Source organism: Amycolatopsis sp. NPDC049691 (assembly GCF_040675005.1).
In the GTDB taxonomy this organism is placed as follows: domain Bacteria; phylum Actinomycetota; class Actinomycetes; order Mycobacteriales; family Pseudonocardiaceae; genus Amycolatopsis.
On the sequence record NZ_JBFANX010000014.1, the window covers coordinates 60743 to 78837 of the forward strand.

At 68.0% G+C, this 18095-nt stretch carries 14 protein-coding genes; 4 read left to right on the forward strand and 10 right to left on the reverse strand.

Annotation, left to right across the window (positions count from 1 at the left end):
• Complete coding sequence (locus tag AB0J40_RS28950; protein WP_364458705.1) at positions 1–2175, reverse strand: ATP-binding protein; 2175 nt, start codon at positions 2173–2175, stop codon at positions 1–3.
• Positions 2176–2361: 186 nt separating this feature from the next.
• Between AB0J40_RS28950 and AB0J40_RS28955 the strand changes: the two genes are divergently transcribed.
• Positions 2362–2760, forward strand: a complete 399-nt coding sequence (locus tag AB0J40_RS28955) for an Lsr2 family protein (RefSeq protein ID WP_364458707.1) — start codon at positions 2362–2364, stop codon at positions 2758–2760.
• A 36-nt stretch (positions 2761–2796) separates the two neighbouring features.
• On the opposite strand, the gene AB0J40_RS28960 is transcribed toward AB0J40_RS28955, so the two are convergent.
• The 9 genes from AB0J40_RS28960 to AB0J40_RS29000 form a co-directional block, all read right to left on the reverse strand.
• A complete protein-coding gene (locus AB0J40_RS28960; RefSeq protein WP_364458710.1) occupies positions 2797–3423 on the reverse strand; it encodes a hypothetical protein in 627 nt (208 codons plus the stop codon).
• Positions 3424–3700: 277 nt separating this feature from the next.
• Positions 3701–4690: an NlpC/P60 family protein gene (locus AB0J40_RS28965; RefSeq protein WP_364458713.1), complete on the reverse strand. Its 990-nt coding sequence runs from the start codon at positions 4688–4690 to the stop codon at positions 3701–3703.
• The gene (locus AB0J40_RS28970; RefSeq protein ID WP_364458716.1) at positions 4687–6738 is read right to left on the reverse strand and encodes a hypothetical protein; all 2052 of its coding nucleotides are present in this window, start codon (positions 6736–6738) and stop codon (positions 4687–4689) included. Before AB0J40_RS28970 ends, AB0J40_RS28965 begins: the two co-directional genes overlap by 4 nt.
• A gap of 57 nt (positions 6739–6795) precedes the next feature.
• Positions 6796–9360: an ATP-binding protein gene (locus AB0J40_RS28975; protein ID WP_364458718.1), complete on the reverse strand. Its 2565-nt coding sequence runs from the start codon at positions 9358–9360 to the stop codon at positions 6796–6798.
• Positions 9361–9371: 11 nt separating this feature from the next.
• Positions 9372–9746, reverse strand: a complete 375-nt coding sequence (locus AB0J40_RS28980) for a hypothetical protein (RefSeq protein ID WP_364458721.1) — start codon at positions 9744–9746, stop codon at positions 9372–9374.
• An 80-nt stretch (positions 9747–9826) separates the two neighbouring features.
• Positions 9827–10066 carry a hypothetical protein gene (locus AB0J40_RS28985; RefSeq protein ID WP_364458724.1) on the reverse strand — a complete coding sequence of 80 codons (240 nt, stop codon included), beginning with the start codon at positions 10064–10066 and terminating at the stop codon, positions 9827–9829.
• Between the two features lie 15 nt (positions 10067–10081).
• Positions 10082–10975 (reverse strand): conjugal transfer protein, encoded by an 894-nt coding sequence (locus AB0J40_RS28990; protein WP_364458727.1) that lies wholly within the window; start codon positions 10973–10975, stop codon positions 10082–10084.
• 107 nt (positions 10976–11082) lie between these two features.
• The gene (locus tag AB0J40_RS28995) at positions 11083–11943 is read right to left on the reverse strand and encodes a hypothetical protein (protein WP_364458730.1); all 861 of its coding nucleotides are present in this window, start codon (positions 11941–11943) and stop codon (positions 11083–11085) included.
• Between the two features lie 391 nt (positions 11944–12334).
• Complete coding sequence (locus AB0J40_RS29000; protein ID WP_364458733.1) at positions 12335–12757, reverse strand: hypothetical protein; 423 nt, start codon at positions 12755–12757, stop codon at positions 12335–12337.
• Between the two features lie 37 nt (positions 12758–12794).
• Here AB0J40_RS29000 and AB0J40_RS29005 point away from each other — a divergent pair, with 37 nt between their 5' ends.
• The 3 genes from AB0J40_RS29005 to AB0J40_RS29015 all read left to right on the forward strand — a co-directional run bounded on the left by AB0J40_RS29005 (position 12795) and on the right by AB0J40_RS29015 (position 18025).
• Positions 12795–12953 (forward strand): hypothetical protein, encoded by a 159-nt coding sequence (locus tag AB0J40_RS29005; protein ID WP_364458736.1) that lies wholly within the window; start codon positions 12795–12797, stop codon positions 12951–12953.
• A gap of 445 nt (positions 12954–13398) precedes the next feature.
• The gene (locus tag AB0J40_RS29010) at positions 13399–13848 is read left to right on the forward strand and encodes a tetratricopeptide repeat protein (protein WP_364458738.1); all 450 of its coding nucleotides are present in this window, start codon (positions 13399–13401) and stop codon (positions 13846–13848) included.
• A gap of 43 nt (positions 13849–13891) precedes the next feature.
• Positions 13892–18025, forward strand: coding sequence for a helix-turn-helix transcriptional regulator (locus tag AB0J40_RS29015; protein WP_364458741.1), 4134 nt, complete (start codon positions 13892–13894; stop codon positions 18023–18025).
• The last annotated feature ends 70 nt before the right edge of the window (positions 18026–18095 follow it).

The following is an 18095-nucleotide window of genomic DNA, read 5'->3' on the forward strand; positions in this document are numbered from 1 at the left end:
TCACTCCACACTCGAAGTCAGAGCGATCGCGGCACCGCTGCCCCGGGTCGGCGGGCGTCCGCGACGCGGTTGCGGAGCCGGCCGCTCGGCCTGTAGGGCGGTGAGGATGCGGTCGTCCAAGTCCTCGAGCTCGTCGAGAACCTCGCCGATCGGGCGGCGAGCGAGGTTGGCGTCGAGGGCCTGGTCGACGTCGTCGTTCCACTCGGGGTGGAAGTGCTCGGCGAACTCGTCGTCCACATGCAGGCCGCGGATCTTGAACGGAGTCGTGCGCTGACCGCCGAGGGTGACGGTGACGACGTGGTGAAACTGCTCCAGCTCGGTCACCGTCGCCGGCTGGACCAGGCCGCCGAACTCCCGGGCGACAGTACGAGCGCCGTCGATGGCGGCGGCCGAAGTCATCAGAAGGGACTGATTCTGCAGCAACGCCCTCCGGGTCTCCGGCGCGAGCCGGTCGGGCATCTGGTTCATCGCGTGCAGGGCGACCTGGTACTTGCGCAGCTGCTCGAGAATGGCGGCGAGGTAGCCGCGGGAGGCGCCGTCGACCGCGGCGAGCTCGTCGACGAACGCGTCGCACCTGCGCCGCTTCTCGACTGGGGTGTCGGCGCGGGAGCGGCCGGCGCGGAAGAGGTCGTAGATCATGAATGAGGTGATCAGCTTGTTCGTCTCGCCGGTGCCGGTGGTGCAGACGAACACGATCCGCCCGGTGTCCATCGCACGCCTGACGTCGTAAGTGGTCACCGAGGAGCCGAGGAACGCCGAGAGGGTCGGGCTGGTCCGCAGCCGGTTGATGATGTTCGTGACCACCGTGGTCGCGTCCGGGGCCAGCTTCGGGAACGAGTCGGTCCAGTACCTGCGGACGGACGGCTTCAGCGCCGGCAGCACCGACTCCCGCCATGTCTCATCGTCCAGCAACGTCGGGATCTGGAAGATCGTCGGCGCGCAGTCAGCCGGCAGCCGCATCGCCAAGTAGCAGAGCGCCTCACAGGCCTTCGTGAGGATCGACTTCGCCCGCGGCGCCGCATCGCCCCAGCCCAGCGCCGCGGCGAACGACGTCACCACCGCGTCGACGCGGTCCTCGATGTCGGACTCGGTGAAGCCCTGCATGCTCAACGGATTCCAACCGGGCAAGCGCTTGCCCCGGCCGCGGACGTCGAGGTTGACTTCCCACAACCGACCTCGCAGCGCAGGGTCCGAGAGGTAGGGCTTGGCGCGCTTCCAACCGTCGGCGTGCGGGTCGAGGAACCAGACCCCACCACCGAGCCGGGCGATCTCGATCGCCTGGGCCAGCGCTTCTTCGGTCTTCCCGAACCCGGCCTTGCCGAAGCGAGCCGAGAACAGCAGCTCCCGCAGAGGCACGCCGACCAGCCGCTCGTCACCATTGACGTCGGTGACGTAGCCGAGCCGCACCAATCCTGTCCCCGGCCGGTAGGTCGGCACCTCCCGCGGCGCCGGGAGCACCCAGCCGCGGCTGCGAGCGATCGTCGGCGACTGGCAACGGCCTGAGGGCGGCTTCAGCAGGCCGGCGATTTCGCTGGTGGTGACCAGCGATCCAGGCTGTGGTTTCGCCAGGCCGGTCTGGAAGCGACGGTCGAACAGCCAGCGGACTCCCGGAGTATCGGCGCCGAAGTGCCAGCCGAGGACCCGCGGGCCACGCACCCGCCAGTAGTTCTCGCCCCGGAAGACGTCAAAAGCACCAATGACGCTGCGCAGGTGCGCCTGAGCCCGGCCCGGGACTTTCGAGACACAGCGGATCAAGACCTGGACGGCGAATACCGGCTCATCGGTCACGAACTTGTTCTTCACTCGTTGAGGCGAAGGTGTCACATTCCGGGAACGCCCACCGGCCTGCGGACGAGCGATAGGCAAGAACTCACCAAGCAGTTCCGCGACGACGTCGCCGACTACGCCAAACGGCCTCATACTGTTTCCACCGGAATGCTGCACGGCTCGACGAGCGAAGTGCCGGATACGTGCGGGCGTCAACGGGATCAGATCAAGGCAGACCTGCACCGATTCACCGAGATCGACGCGAATGTCGCCGAGTGCGTTCGCCAGAGTTTGAAGTGGATCGTCCGGCCGGATCGACAAGGCAGACAACGGAAGGTGCGCAGGCCGCGCGAGGACGAGCTCGGCTCGCGCCACGTGAACGTCCGGCGAGGACGGCTGACGATGCACGGCGGGTTCTCCTCCCACGAACGGTTTGCACCATCAGTCATGGGAGGTCGAAGCGGTTTTGATGCAGCCGAGCGCGGGGTGACTTTTCCTTTCCGGTCGTGTTGTGGATACACTCGCTGACGGAACATCGCAGAATCTGCAACTTGCAGAAGTTCTCGGACGCACATCCACCCCGAGGAGCATTCAATGGCCCAGAAAGTCCTCGTCGAGATCCTCGACGACATCGACGGCAGCGCCGCCGCCCAGACCGTTCAGTTCGGCCTCGACGGTGTGACTTACGAGATCGACCTCTCGGACGACAACGCCGCCGCCCTGCGCGACGAACTTGCCCGCTTCATCGGCGCCGGCCGCCGGATCGGCGGCCGCAAGGTCCGGGTCGCCACCGGCCAGTCGACCACGACGACCACATCCGACCGTGAGCGCAACCAGCAGATCCGCGCCTGGGCCAACGCGAACGGCTACGAGGTCTCCGAGCGGGGACGTCTCTCCTCCGAGGTGGTCGCCGCTTACGAGCAGGCCCAGGTCGCCGAAGCGGAAGCACCGGCCCCGCGGAAGCGTACTTCGCGCAAGAAGACCGCCGCCTGACCTGACCTCAATGGATAGCAGATCACTGGGGAGAGATCACCGCTGTCGTCCTGTCGGCGGCGAGGACACACCACCCTCGCCGCCGACAGAGGACACTTCACCTTCGGACGTCGCCCGCCGGATCTCGACGTCGGGGTAAACCAGCTTGTTGAGCACGCCAGTCACCGATTCGCGCCCCTCCACGCTCATCACCATCTTCCCGAACTCGGCATCCGTGCTGAACCGGATCCGCACCCCCACCACCGACTTCGGCACCCACCCGCGCACCGGACGCACCCGCCCCAGCTGATGCGCGAAGGCAAGCACAGCTTGCGGCGACGGATCGAAGGTCGCCGTCGGCAGCAGTTCGAACCGGACACGGGAGCGGAGGTGGTGGGAACGAAGGTGTCGGTGGAGGACGAAGACCGCGATCAGGATCGCGACCGCGGCGGTGGTCACCCACCAGAACGCGCCACTCGCGACGAGGTCGCCCAGACGGAGCGCCTTCGGCGCGCTGTTCCCCAGCATGACCTGGCGGCCATGCGTGCCGGGGAACATGTCGGCATTCGGGGCCAGGTCAGGAAAGGGTGACTGACCAGCCGAATGGCGCGGTTGGCTTGAACGTGCGAACGCGCTGCCAACGCAAGGCCCAACGATCATCCTGCTCCGGTCGGTCACCTTCATGGCCGGCCAACCTCTCCTGCTTGCTCTGGTCATGAAGCAAGACAGGTCGCTCAGCCATCAGCTTCCATGCGCGAGATACATCGCTGCCTGGACTACAATTTCAACCGGTACCTTTAACGAGTCCGCTGCCCGCGGAGGTCTGATACTCGACGACCAAGGCCGTTCCGGAACCCTAGACGTAGTGGTCAGGCAAGCTCCACCGATTGGTCGCCGACACCGTTGTGTCACCGACCTCAAGCGAGGTGACGGCGTGCACCTTGCGACGCCAGCGGTCTCGTCATCGCCCTGGTCGTGTTGCGCCGAACGCCCTGCCGATGCTGTCGACCTGGACAGGCTTGCCGAAGTCCGGAGCGTTGATCATCGAACCGTTCGAGAGGACGAGCCCGACGTGCGTGATGTGGCTCGGGCTACTTCCGAAGAAGACGAGATCCCCCGGTTGAAGCCGATCAGTACCAACCCGTGGGCCTGCCACGTACTGGGTCTGCGCTGTACGTGGCAGATCGATCCCAGCCGAGGCGTATGCCGCCTTGGTCAGGCCGGAGCAGTCGAAGCCTCGGTCGCCGTTGGCCGGACCGTTGCCGCCCCAGACGTACGGCAGACCGAGCTGGTCGCACGCGAAGGCGATCGCCAGCTGTGCCGACTGGTTCGGTGTCTGCACTGCTCCGCAGCTGTAGCGTTCTGCCTGGTGGAGCACTTTCTGGACATACCACTCGGCGTGGTTGTAGGCGAAGATCGCGCCGTGGAGGTCTCGGCCGTCACGCGCGCCGGAGTCGCACAGGTAGGCCGCGGCGGCGTAGATCGCGTCGTGTGGGTTGTACCTCGACGGCGGGTGCGCTCCGCCAGGCGGGATCGGGTGACGGGCGACGACGCTGTCGAAAGTGCCCTGGAGGAATTGCATCGGACCGCCGGCTTTGGCGCTGTTGACGCCGCTATGCACGCCAGGGAGGGGCGAGCGGCCGTGGTCGGTTTCAATCTTGCCGATGGCAGCGAGGATCGACCAGTCGAGCCCTGGACAAGTCTGCGCGGCTTGGCGGTAGAGGACGAGGTAGTCGGCTGGGATATCCGCGACCGCGCCGGTCGTTGGCGCGGTCGCCGAGCTGGTGCTGTCCGTTCCGGTGAGCGCCGTCAGCAAGATGACGACGATCAGGACGCAAAGCGTGGGCGGGCCAAATAGGAGTATCACGGCGAGACAGCCCCAGCGGCCAGGGTGTTCACGTACCCGATCGCGGGCGATCTCCGCCGCGCGGAGCGCGAGCAGCGGGTTCACTGTCCGCTTCCCGAACTGCCGAGTCGATCTCGGAGCCGCTGCGCCCATGAGGCGGGCGGCGGGAGCATCCCGGGCGGCAGCGGCGATTCAGGCAACTTCGCAAGTCGGCGATCACCGGCAGGGGCCGCCAGGTCGCCAGTGAACGTCGGTGTCCGGCCGACCGGTGGCGGCGTCGCAGCGGCGATCTTCGCTTCGAGGTGCGTCGGTGCCGGTACCTTCTGCCGAGTCGTGCGGTCGCTGAACGCGGTCAGCACCGTGCTGGCCGCGCGCCACGCCGGTATCGCGCCGGTCGCCGTTCCGAGGTTGCCGGCGTAGGCAGAGCTGTAGGTCTTCGCAGCTTCGGCGCGGCGAGCGAGCGCGGCTTTGGCCGTGCCGGCCTTCGAGGTGAGCGCCGTCTGCGCGCGGTGGGCTGCCCCCGGCCAGGAGACAGGCGCCCCGACGGTGTACTTCAGAACGGCACCCCCGGCATGTCCACCGGCTCGGCCCGCGGTGACCAGCCGCTCCTTGAGCCGTCCGACGGGGGCGAAGGTCTCGGTGAATGCCGAGGTTCCGGCCTTCAGCGTGCGGGCGAGCCGGTCCGGGCCTGGCGGTACGACCGGCGCCGGTAGTGCCTTCGGGCCACCACGGGGTCGTGCGAGTCGCTGGAGCCGGTTGTTGACGTGCGCGCGGACGCGCTGGAGGTTGGCCGTGAGGCGTTTGCGGAACAGGAAGCCGGAGAAGACGACCAGGTCGATGACGGCGAACCGGACGAGCTGGGGTCCGAGATCGGCGAGCATGAGCGTGCGCAGCAGCACGGTCATCACGGCGAGGAAGACCATGCCGGCCAGCAGCCGGGCGATGGTCGCGGCGATCGAGCTGACCCGGTAGGTGAGCTGGTGCCGCATCGACGGCACCAGCGCCGCAACCAGGGCCAGCGCGAGCAGCAACCCCTCGAAGAGCAACAGGTATGGGGCGAGGACCTGGACGGCGTTGAGGCAGATCGTCAGGATCGCGAACAGGACCATCGCGACGGCGTACAGCCACGCGCCGAGCGCGCGGTCGCCGTCGGCGACCTCGTTGTACTTGCCGTAGTCGCCGGGGCAGCCGTCGAGTTCGCGAGCCTTGGTGCTGTCGTCCTTGCCCGACCAGGGCCCGTCGTCGAGGACCTTCTTGACCGAGTACTGGCAAGCACCGGCGATTCCATGGACACGGCTGATCGGCGTGCCGTAGTTCAGCGTCTCCCATGGCGTGACCAGGAGGTTGTCGATCAGCGCCTGGCCGATCGGCGCGGCGGGGTTTCCGGTGCCGCCGGGCTGCTGGCCCATGACAACGCTCGAGACGTCGGCGCCGAGATCGCGAGACAAGGACAGCACACCGTCGTCGCCGATGAGGAAGTCGACCGGGTGCGTGATGATCGCGACGGCGAGGACGTTGACGACGATGGTGGATGCGGTCTCCCGCCATGCCCGGGTGGTCAGGCCGCGGGCGAATAGCAGCCCGAGGTAGCAGGTGGCGATGAGCATCGCGATCTCGCGAAGCCGCAACCCGCCGATGACCGTGGTCGCCCAGATGTCCTCAAGTTGCCGGGCTGGGGCTTTGATCCAGTCGAAGACCTGTGTGGAGGCGGCCCACTCGGTGAACCAGACCGAGAACCCGACCGCGTACTTGCCGACGGCAAAGGCGATGTTGCCCAGCCAGAGCCAGATAGTCGGCATCGGGTTGTTCATCAGCCACGGCAGGTTGGCGAAGAGGTCGTAGTTGTGCAGATCGCGGCCGTAGCCGTCATCGATGCTGAAGATTCCGCCGAGATGAACGTGGTGTGCGGGGTCATCCTGCAGGGGCAGAGGCGGCGCGTCGGGATCGGACTGTGGTGCTGGGCTGTCACCCGGTAGCCACAAGCAGGTCGGATAAGGCTCACACGGATTCTTCGGGCGCGAGGTGGTAGGTTCCGGCTGGTTCGGCGGCAACGGAAGCGTTTGCGCGGCCGCGATTTGCGGCGTGATCAGTCCGATGAGGACGACTACCGCAGCGAGCGTGAGCGCGCGGGTTCCACTGGCCGTGGTCTTCATCGCCCGTCGCCTCCAGCCTCGTCGTGTCCAGTTGAGACACGGCCCGCTGGGCGATGTTCAATGCGCGTGATGGCCGCGGGTGACGGCCGGCGTGGTCAGAACGGCGTCCGGCAGCGTGCGGTACGGCTGGGTGAGGACCTTGACCTTGCCGACGCGGCCGGCGTGGTCGCGGACGAGGAATTCCCCGGCTCGGGCTCGGCGCTCGTCTTCTCCACCGGCTGGGTTCAGCGGCGAGAGGTCTTTGGTGACGATCTCGTGGTAGCGAGCGTCGCCGGGGTCGACACCGAGCCACGCCAGCCCGCCGCGGGCCAAGCCGTTGTCACGGTGGCGGCCGAGGAACCGCACCGCGATCAGTCCCCGCAGGACGTCATCGCCGAGGTCTTGCGGGGCATGTGAGCCGAACGCGGCGTCGGCGCCGTGCTTGCGGCCGTCGCGAACAAACTCGAGCGCGATCTGCTGCCCCTCGGGTGTACCGGTGACGTTATACGCCTCGTCGCAGATGAACTCGCCCCAGCGTCCGGGCGTGAAGCAGATTTCTTTCGCGATCGCCGCGATCAACAGGTGGAACGCGCAGCCGAACAACTTGCGCGGCGGGATCCGCGCGGCCATCCGCTCATTGCTCATCTCCAGCGCGCTCGGGAGCGGGATCTCGTTGGTACAGAACACGACCATGTCCGCACCGAACAGATCGACCGGCGCCAACTCCGGATCAAAGATCGGCCGAGTGATCGGATCGCGCCGCAGCCGCTCGAGCCGATCCGCGAGCGCCCGAGCCGCGGGATCCTGTCCACCCTGTCGGCGGAGCGTGTCGACAAGCCGATTGCTGGACGCATCCGGAAGGCCACTGACGTCGTCGAGGCCCCGGCCCAGAGCGTCTCGCTCGGCGGAGTTCGACTCCAGGTCGAGCCAGGACGCGAAGAACGTCTCAGCGATACCGGTGCTCGACTTGCTGGTGCTGCTGAAGACGCGTAGCGGATCGCACGAATGCCGCAGCTCGGCCGCGGCGGGCCGATCATCGAGGCCAGGGTCGATGATGTCGACGATCTGCGCGTCGCCAGGCAGCGCGGCGGCCACCGGTGCCCATTCGCGGCTGCGGGTGCGATCGATGACGATGACGCGACCGTCGAGCATCAACCGGACGACCGCGGCGACGTTCTTCAGGACCACCGACTTGCCGGCGCCCAGCTCCCCGATGACCGCGATCCCGCCGGACGAGTCGTGGGTCGGGCCATACGTGGGATCGAGCAGGAACGGAGCGATAGCGCCGCCGTCAACGGTCAACCCGAACAGCGCGCCTGCGGGGTCGCCGAAGTCGGTGGCCGACACCGGCAGGAGCATCGCGGCGTCGGTGGCCAGGAGGTTCTGGCTGCATTCGCGCACCACCATCGGCGTCCGGCTGCCCGGCAGCATCGCTTGGTAGAGCTGCCGCTGCCCGCCGAGCGGGCGTTCCCACCGATACTCCCCGCCCAGGAACGCCTGCCGCAGCGCCTTCGCATGGGCATCGACGTCCCGAGCGGTCTGGCCCCAGACGCAGGCGACCACGCCGACCTCGAGGTCTATCTCGGTCGAGCTGGCGCCGAGGCGGGCGTTCTTGTGCTGGATCTCCTCCTGCGCCGAGACCACATCCGCTGGAACACCCGCGGTGTCGCCGGCGTGCTCCTCGTCCTGGCTCATCAGATCCCGCGTGCGACGCCGATTGGCGGCGCGGGCGTCCTCATTGGACCGGGCGGTGATCCGCAGGGCGTAATCGACGCCGAAGCCGATGTCGGCGAGCCGGGCGAGGATCTCGTGGCCGGGGAAGGTGAAGGCCCGGGGCATCTCCGCCAGGACGAGGTAGGCCTGGTAGCTGGCGATCGCGCCGTCGTCGTGCGGGGTCACGCACTTGACGAACCGGCGATTCAGCAACCCCAGCAGCCCCCAACCCGCCCGGTTCTCGGCCGGGTCGGTCCGACCGCCCTCGTCGAACACGCAGCTCCGCAGCACTGTCAGCCGCGCGCGTCCGCTCCCCCGTCGTACCGTGGCGCCGGTGTTGTGCACCGCGGCGCGGTCAAGCTGGGGTTCGTCGACGCCACGGACCGGGGCGCGACAGAGCCACCACAGCAGCTCAGCCTCCGTCGCCGGCCGTATCGGAACGGCACCGCCGAGTTCTTGCGCGGCGACTCGAGCCCGTTCCCGACTAGCCGCGACCGCGGCTGCCGACGTCGACCGGGTCGGGAGACCGAGCTGTTCGCCGAGCGCTGCGCTCGTCGCCCGGAGCAGGGCCTGGGTGGCCTCCCGCCACCCATGCCCGGCCAGCGGCTTGGCGAGCCAGTAGCTGCGGCCAAGGACGTCGAGGGTGTCGAGCTGGTCCCAGGCATTGTGAACGGTCTCCGCCCAGTGCGGGTTGGCGTCCAAATCGATGCCGTCAAGGCAGCGCTGCACGATCGCATGGGCTTGGACCTGCTCGCACAGCGACGCGATCATCACCTCGCCCCGCAGCGACTTCATCAACGTCACCGTGCGGTCATAGAGCTCCCGAAGCTGCTGTCCCGTCGACCGGGCGCTCTCGTGCGGAAGCACCCGCCACACCGCCCAGATCGAGCCGTCGGCGCAGAACAGCAGGTTGCCCGCCACGTCGGTCACCGGGCTCTCCATCACCGCTCCCGACTCCGGGCGAGCACCAGCTGCAGCGGCGACACCGGCGGTGCCTCGACCTCGTCGCGCAGGTGCACGTAGAGCGCGGTGCCGGTCCGTTCCGGTCGCGCCGGCCGGTACGGGCGGCGGCCGAGCGTGCCGGACGTCGGGGCGAGCAGGTGCGTGCCGAGGCCGACAAGCCAGCCGAGCGGGGTGCGCGATTCGATCCGGGCGCGCCGGAGGAACACCGCCGACAGCGGCAGGCCCCAGCGAGCAGGGCCGAGCCAGTCCAGCAGCGGCAGCTTCCACACCACGACCAGCAGAACCAGGAACAACGCGCCCTGGGTGACGGTGTACGGGCCGCCGGGCAGGTAGCCGCCGTCGCGGCCGGGCATCCGCCCGAACATCCGCGGAAACCGACGCGAGCGGGTGTAAGAGCGGCCGACCAGGACGTCGCCACGGCCCTTCGGCGCGGTCAATGCGTGAACCAGGCGCCGAACATGCCGGCCACCCCGTCGAGGTTCAGCAGGATCCCGAGGAAGATCGCCGCGATCACGCCGTACTTGATCGCCCGGGTGAAGTTCCCGCGCGTGCCGATCAGCAGCCCGATCCCGCCGACGACGGCGGCCAGCAGGATCAGCCGGCGAACGGACTGGTCACCCCAGGCCAGGTTGGTGTCGATCCAGGACTTCACGTCCGCAGCCAGCACGATCATCGGACTTCTCCTCGCTTACCGACCCGCCAGCAGCGGCGCCGGATCGATGCGGTTGATCTCCCACCGGCCAGCCCGCGCGACCAGCGCCAGCGCGTAGTCGACCGGCGTGCTCTGCCCGGTGGCATCCCATGCCGAGGCACGCACCAGGCAGTGGACAGCGGTCCCGTCGAGTGGCCTCGCGGCTTGCCCCGGCTCAAACTTCTCGTGCGTCCGCACCTCGACGACCTGCACGGCAGCGAACGGCGCCGGCTCCGGCAGCGCGAGGCTTGCCCCGGGGCTGACGAACCGGTCCAGCTGCCCTTGCCCCGCCAGGTAGGCGCCCAGAAACCCGGCAACCGACTGCCCAACCGGTCCAGCCGGGTCGGCGACCTCGTCATAGGCGAGCGCGGCGGCGCCGAGGGTGCCGGGGCAAGCCACCAGCGAGGGCAACGACGTGGCGACGTAGGCGTCACCGCTCCCGGTCATCGCGACCTGAGCGCACAGCAGGGACGCAGTGCGCTTGCCGTCCGGCTGCAGCATCAGCACGTCCGCGACCACCACGACAGACCACATTCCAGCCGCGGGCGACGTCGCCGATACGACCGCGGTGTCGATCGGCACCTGCGTCCCGATGGCTCGCTGCGGCTTCATGCCGGGCGGGTAGAAGATCTCGAGCTCGGCGGAGTCGTCGCGGGTCGCCGTGAGCCAGGAGCGCACGTACATCTCGGCCCAGCCTTCCGGCGAGGCCGAGCTCGCGGGTGCGCCGCCGTCCCGCGTCGACGGCGCACCCGCTGGATGGACGACAACCAGCCCGGCGATCGTCAGCAGCGGGCTGGCCAGGACGGCCAGCCAGGCCGCCACCCGCCCGGCCCGGCGACTCGCGCCCCGGATCGCGGACTCGGCATCCGCATCCGGCAGCAGCTCTGCCAACGCCTTCCGGCTGGGTTCGCTGCGGCCGCGACGACCAAACACGACACGACCTCCCTTGCCACATGAGCTTGCTGGTCGAAGGCACGCAGCTACCGGCACGGTGTGATTCACACAGCCCAGGGGAGGTCGCGGCCAGGGAACTCCACGACGGCGTCAGCGAGTTGCTCGACGGCGCGTCGACGGTGTCGGGTGATCGTCGGCTGGCTCAGCCCGATCAAAGCACCGATCTGGCGGTCCGTGGCGACACCGTCGCGGCCGACCGGGTCACCGAAGTAGCGCGTGGTCAGGATGGTGGCAGAGTGCTCGTCGAGCCGCTCCTGATCGACTGCCCACGACAGCAGCTCCAGTAGCTCCTCCGAGGCGCCCAGCTCAACCGGAACAGCAGCGAGCGGCCGGTGCACCTCGTCGTCGATGCTGACGAGGTCCGCAGCGGCCTGGCTGTGGTCGACACCGAAGTCCCGCTGAGCCGCGCGCTGCGTCTCCCGCATCAGATTCGCCGCGACGTGATGCCGGCGTCGGAGCGGGTAGCAGCGTGTCTGCTCCCACAGGTGCCCGATCACCGCCGCCTGGATATCGCGGCTCTCTTCCGAGCTCGAGACACCACCACCGGTCACGCCCCTCCGGAGCCCGACGGCACCACCAGCGGCTCGAACCGCCCGGACGACCCGGCCAACGATGCCCGGCACGGCCGGCAGCATCGCGTTGACCACGATTTCGGTCGCGGCGACACCGCGGGGGTTCGTGACGGCGGCCCGGACGAGAAGCTCGTGGAGCACCTCGTCGTGTCGCTCGTAGTCGCGTGTGGCCAGGATGGCAACGAGGTCTTCGTGGGATGCGACGTCCGAAAGTGCAGTGTCCTCGGTGGACCAGCCGTGGAGGGCCTGGTCGAACCGCGCAACGGCGCGGGGGTGGCTGAACTCCTTCTGCAACATGGTCAACGGGCTGTTATCAGTGGACCGGCTGCTCATAGCGCCAGCTCCTTCGCTCGGATGACAGGATCCGAGCCAGCGTCTGAACAGAGGTTCACGCCTTTCCTGGCCCGCGACCTTGCTCCGCCGCGGGGCAAGCCAAGATCACCCGGATGGGTAACTGCACCTCGCTTCCGAGGTCGACGTCGTCGAGGCCGAGCCCGTCGACGCTGTACTAGCTGATGAACCACGGCGATATCGAGCACGTCGCCGGCGGCTCGCGCCGGTTCATCGCCCCGAAAGACCCTGCTCGCGTTCATCGACCGCAACACTCATCGGCTTCCGCCCGACCGGGAACGGCTGACGAACTATGGTCCCCCGCCCTAGGCTTCCGGCATGACCGCTGGCCCGCTCGGGCCGGGACGTCCTGCGCCTTGCCCACCGGCTCGACCTACCCCGGCACTGGACCGAAGCGGAGCTTGCCCGGGCGCGCGAGCTCGCCGCCGACCCGCGGCTGCGCAAAGCGATCGAACAGGCCGCCGAGTTCGGCGTCGGGGAGGTGCTCACCGCAGGCCCTCAACTGCTGGCCGACTGGCATGACGGCTGGACTCTGGGACGGCATCCGCGCGGAGCCGCCATCGTCGCCGCGGCCGTCGACTGCCAGCGGGCCGGCCTGCTCGGCGCGGTCGCCGAGCGGACTCTGCGCAGGCTCCACGAGCACTACCTCGAGGCGCGGGCCGGTGGCTCCGGGCTGCAACCCGAGTCCTTCGAGGACGGCTTGGCCTGGGCGGTCGAGCCGGTCCCCGAGACGACCAGTAGCCTGTTCATCGCCACCGGCGACGGCTACCGCGCCTTCGACTACCTCGTCCGACACGGTCGCCGATCCGGTCCCGGCACCGACCTGGCGGACGTTGCTGGCGAAAGCCTCGCCGGAGCTGAGCTACGACATCAGCCTCACCGCGCACCAGCAGGGGCACTACGACCACGCTGAAGCAGGGCTGGCCAAAGCAGCCGCCGGCGGTGTCCCGGAAGCCCCGGACGCGCTCGCCCGCTGCATCGCCGACGCCTGACGTCCGGCCGAAGCGGCGGCCTTGTTCGCCAGGATGGCCGAGCAGCGCTCCGCAGAATTCGGACCCGCCGACCCGCGCACCCTCGCGACCCGGCGCGACCACGCCGTGCACCTCGGTCTCGCTGGCCGGCTCACCGACGCTGCCTCCCTGTTGGCGGCCCTGGCGGAGGACTGCACGCAGCTACTGGGCCGTGCCCACGTCGAAACCCTCACCACCCGCTACGAGCGGGCCGCCCACCTGGGGCTCGCCGGAGACCCGCGCGGAGCGGCCCGGCTGCTGGCCGCCGTCCTCCCCGAGTGCGTCACCGCATTGGGTACCGACCACGCCACGACGCTGAAGGTCCGGTACCGGCACGCCGACGCGCTCGGCGCAGCCGGTCAGTACGTCAAGGCAACCGCTCTGCTCGGCGCGCTGATCGACGACCGGACGGCCATGTTCGACCTGGGTGACGACCCCGAGACCCTGCTGGCCCGCCACCAGCAAACCGGCTACCTCGGCCGCGCCGGACAGCACGCCGCCACGGCCGTCCGGTTCGAGGAGGTCGTCGCCGACCGGGCCCCGAATCCTCGGCCGAGTACACCCGGACACGATCGTCAGCAGGCACCAGCACGCCACCTACCTCGGGCTGTCCGGCGACTACGACACCGCTGCGGACCTGTTCGCCGAGCTCGCCGCCGACTACCTCGCCACGTCCGGCGCCGCTGACACCGAAACGCTGTTCACCCGCTACCAGCACGCCGCGAGCCTCGCCGCGGCGGGCCGGCGGTCCGACGCCGTCCGCTGCCTGGGCAAGGCATTGGCGGACGCGAGCCGGGGACCAAGAGCCGCCCCCGAGGTCACCCGGTTCCTGCGCAACGCGCAGGCCCAGTGGAGCCCCGCGCCAACGCAGCCCTAGCCCGTTCAGGAATCCGTACGCATGGCAGGCGTACGATTACGAGATGAACGAGAGCTTTGGCGAGTCGGTCCGGAGGGCGCGGTCAGCCCGTCGCTGGACCCAGCGCGACCTGGCTCAGCGTCTCGGCGTCGGCCAGCAGGCGGTCAGCAACTGGGAGCGCGGCAGGTCGTCCCCACCTGCAGACGTGGCGTCCCAGGTCGCAAAATTGCTCCAGCTGGACATCGACGGTGTCGATGAGGTCCGCGACGCGCGCCAGCCCCGCGCGGCGGCCGCCACAGTGAATCCGCCAGCTCGCCCGCTGAGCCCAAGGCTCCCGCTGCATGAGCTCCCGCCCGACGTCTTCGAGCAGTTCAGCGCCGACCTCGCACAAGCCCTGCACCCGAGTTCACAGGTGCATCGATACGGCGGGCAAGGCCACACGCAGGACGGGATCGACGTCATCGTCAACCACGCCGACGGCACGTCAACGGGGATCCAGTGCAAACGCGAGCAGTCGTTCGGTCCCGCGAAGGTGAAGAAGGCGGTCGCCGCGCTGACGACGAAGGTCGATCGGTGCTTCATCTTCCTGACCCGCATCGCGAGCCCGCAGGCACGGCAGGAGATCACCAAGCACCAGCCGAAGTGGGCCCTCTGGGACATCGACGACCTGTCTCGGGAAACGCGATCCCTTCAGGATCGCGACGCCGCCGTCCGACTCGTGGACACCTACTTTCCTGGCTGGCGGGAGCCGTTCCTCGGTGTCTCCTCCCCTGGTCCGTGGCTGACTGCCGACGAGTTCTTCCGTCCGTTCGCGAAGGGCAGCATCTACTCGCACGAGTGGGACCTCGCCGGGCGGGCGAGCGAACTGGTCGACCTGTCGGGTTTCGCCACGGGCTCCGAGTCGGACATCGCCGTCATCGTCGGGCGCGGCGGGATCGGCAAGACCCGGCTGCTCCGCGCGGCAACCGAGGAGTTCGAGACAACAAGGTCAGCCACGGTCCGGTTCCTTTCGACGGGCGTGAGCGTCACGCCGAAGGACTTCGAGGTGCTCCCACCCGACCAGGGGCTCATGGTCGTCATCGACGATGCGCACGATCGGTCCGATGTCGGCACGCTGACCGCAGGGATCAGGCGGTTCCGGCCGAGTGCGAAGGTGTTGCTGTCGTTGCGACCGTACGGGCTTCCGCAGCTACACAGCGATCTCCGGCAAGTTGGTGCGCGACCGTCGGAGGTGCCGACGTGGGAACTCGGCGATCTGACCATCGCCGACGCCGAAACGTTGGCACGCGGTGTGCTCGGACCCGAGCTCGGATCGCGGGTGGCGCCTCGGCTGGCGGCCCTGGCGTCAGACTGCCCGCTCTTGATCGTCGTCGGCGCCGCGTTGATCGCGAAAGGAGACCTGACTCCCGACCGGTTGGAAGCCAGCTCGGACATCCGCTACGAGATCCTTCAAACGTTCGGGGATGTCGCCGCCGCCGCTCCAGGCGGGGATGCGGAACTGCGGCGCGAAGTGCTCAAGCTGGTGGCCGTCCTACAGCCCTTCCGGCTCGATCAGCCCGAATTTCAAGCCGTCGCGGCCGCGGTGATCGGCAGGCCGTACGACCAGGTGGTTCCGCACTTGCGAGCCCTGCAGGACAGTGGCGTGCTACTCCGCCGAGCGCAGTCCGTGCGCATCGTTCCCGACCTGCTCGGCGACGTGCTGCTCGCCGACGCCGCCGTCGACGGGCCGTCGGGTACGTCGACCGGCTATCTGGAGCGTGTGTGTGACGCGGCCTCCGGAGCTCCGCTGGCCCATGCTGTCGTGAATGCCGGCCGGGTGGACTGGCAGACCAGACGCCCCGATGAGAACGCGGCTTCAGCCGTCGATGTTCTCTGGTCCGCGCTGACCCGTGAGTACGAGGCCGGCACGACGTCCGTGCGGCTTCAAATCCTGCAGGCTGTCCGCCAGGTTGCCGTCTTCCAGCCGAGACACGCGATTGCGCTGGTCCACACAGCGTTGAACGTCCGGGCTGAAGCCAGCAGGAGCGCCGATTCGGGCGACGTCTCCCTATACGAGGAGGTCATCTTCGAGATCCCGGCAATCCTGTATCGCGCAGCGTACAGCTTGGACCACCTGGCCGAAGCTGCCGACCTGTTGTGGGAACTGGCACGCGATGACGACCGGCCGCCACACCAACGCCCGGAACACCCGATGCGCCTGCTGACCGAGCTCGCCGAGTACGCCGTCGGTAAGCCTGCGGAGTTCCAGGACGGCATGATCAGCGCGGTTGAGCGCTGGCTGCGCGACGATCGAGTCGCCGAGCACCGCTACTCGCCATTTGCTGTGCTGGAACCCGCTCTGGCCACCGAGTTCGAACAACGACGATCGAACGGGCTGTCCCTCGAGCTACGAGGCTATTCGCTCAACCCGGAGTGGGCTCGTCCCCATCGCGACCGCATCATCGATCTTGCACTGAAGGAAGCACGCGAGGACGATGTCCGTCGTGCCGTGCGAGCCGTAGAGGCCCTGGGCTCCGCGATCCACTACCCGAGGGGAATGTACGGCCGTCAGGTCGACGCCGAGGAACGCGCGAGGTGGACGTCCTCTTTTGTTGACGTTCTCCATCACCTCACAGGACTTGCCGGCCTCCCAGAGCTCGACCCAGTCGTGGTTGTGAAGGTGCGTCAGGCCGTGCGGTGGCACGCGCGCTACAGCACCACGGAAACGCGTCCAGCGGCCCTGGCTGTTCTTGAGGCTCTGCCTGATGGCATCGAGCACCGTCTTGCGCACGTGTTGCACGACGGCTGGCGTCCGTCCAATTATGACTCCGACGACTACGATACGTGGCAGGAGAAGAAGGAAATCCACTTCGAAGAGGTGGCCGACGACGTGACTGGTCGTTGGTCACCAAACGAAGTGATCGATCACCTTGACCGCAGGCTCGCTCTCGATCGTTACGCGTTCGGCCCCACGGCGGCCAGTCCGATTCCGTTCGTGTGGTCGCTCGTGAGACGCCACCCAGAAGTGGGTGTGACGCTGATTCGCCGTCTCATCTCGGAGAGCACCAAGGCGGATCCGGCGGCTTCCGGATCGATCGACATCCTGCGTGATCTAGTCCCCACAGCGCTGGGCATGGTTGCCGACTCCCTTCCCGACGAAGCGATGAACCTTGCGAGGGCACTGGTCGATACACCGAACATTGTCGACACCCGGGCTGTCGCGCAGGCTTTCGGGTGGGGCCGCGGGCGCCGATCCACCTTGCTCGAGGGTGAATCAGCCCTGCTCCTCGACCTGATCGGCCACGACGATCAGGAGGTACGTCGGCTGGCCGTGTCAGCTGCGGGTTCGATCGACGGCGACCAGCAACTAGCCCTCCAGTTGATCACCAACGTCCGATTCGCCGATTCCCCTTCTGTGGCCGCCGAAGTCGCCGCACTGCTCGCGACGCCCAATGCAGCGCGATGGAAAAACCTGACGGACGCAGAGATCGATGACCTCTTCGACCAGCTGCGCCAGTGCCCATCCATCGACGACTACCACATCACCACCCTCCTGGCTGAACTGTCGGCAGCACAACCTGAACAAGTCCTCGACCTTCTTCTCCGCCGCGCCGAGACATACGAACACCACCCGTCACCTACGGACTACGATGCCTTTCCGTCTCATTGGGACACCTCGCTGCACTTCCGGGACAGCAGGGACTTCGAGCGACTGCTGCGACGTGTCATCATGTGGATCGCCGAGGCGCCGCAGTCATGGAGCCGAAGCCAGACGGGCACGGAAATCTTCAACGCAGTCGCTGGACCGTTTGAAGAACAGGTCTCGAAGTTGCTGTCCGACGCCGCAAACTCCGGCGCCGGAGAGCAGATGCTCGCCGTAGCCGCGATCCTGGGCCACGCACCGCGAGATTTCATCTGGAACAACACCGAGTTCGTCGTCGCCTGCATGAAAGCGGCAGACGGCCTAGGGAGCGACTACCTCGAAGCGATTTGCAGCGGAGTGCACTCGGCTTTGATCCGGGGCACCCGCATCGGCACACCTGGTCAGCCGTTCCCGGAAGATGTCGAACAACGTGACAAGGCCAACGAGATCGCCTCCACTCTTCCGCGTGGTTCCGTCGAGCACCAGTTCTACCAATCTCTCGCCTCGGCCGCGGAACGCCAGATCAGCCGGGAGATCGGCCGAGACGAGGAGCTCGATGACAGGCGCACCTGGTAGCACCAGCAGATATCCCGATTCCGTGAGAGGCGAGCTGATGCTCACGATCCCGGAAGACCACCGGTTGATC

Excerpts from the sequence above, each read along its gene's own strand:
- AB0J40_RS28960 (WP_364458710.1), bottom strand. The coding sequence starts at position 3,423 with ATGAAGGTGACCGACCGGAGCAGGATGATCGTTGGGCCTTGCGTTGGC.
- AB0J40_RS28995 (WP_364458730.1), bottom strand. The coding sequence starts at position 11,943 with ATGAGCAGCCGGTCCACTGATAACAGCCCGTTGACCATGTTGCAGAAG.
- AB0J40_RS28970 (WP_364458716.1), bottom strand. The coding sequence starts at position 6,738 with ATGAAGACCACGGCCAGTGGAACCCGCGCGCTCACGCTCGCTGCGGTA.
- AB0J40_RS28955 (WP_364458707.1), top strand. The coding sequence starts at position 2,362 with ATGGCCCAGAAAGTCCTCGTCGAGATCCTCGACGACATCGACGGCAGC.
- AB0J40_RS29015 (WP_364458741.1), top strand. The coding sequence starts at position 13,892 with ATGAACGAGAGCTTTGGCGAGTCGGTCCGGAGGGCGCGGTCAGCCCGT.
- AB0J40_RS28980 (WP_364458721.1), bottom strand. The coding sequence starts at position 9,746 with ATGCCCGGCCGCGACGGCGGCTACCTGCCCGGCGGCCCGTACACCGTC.
- AB0J40_RS28985 (WP_364458724.1), bottom strand. The coding sequence starts at position 10,066 with ATGATCGTGCTGGCTGCGGACGTGAAGTCCTGGATCGACACCAACCTG.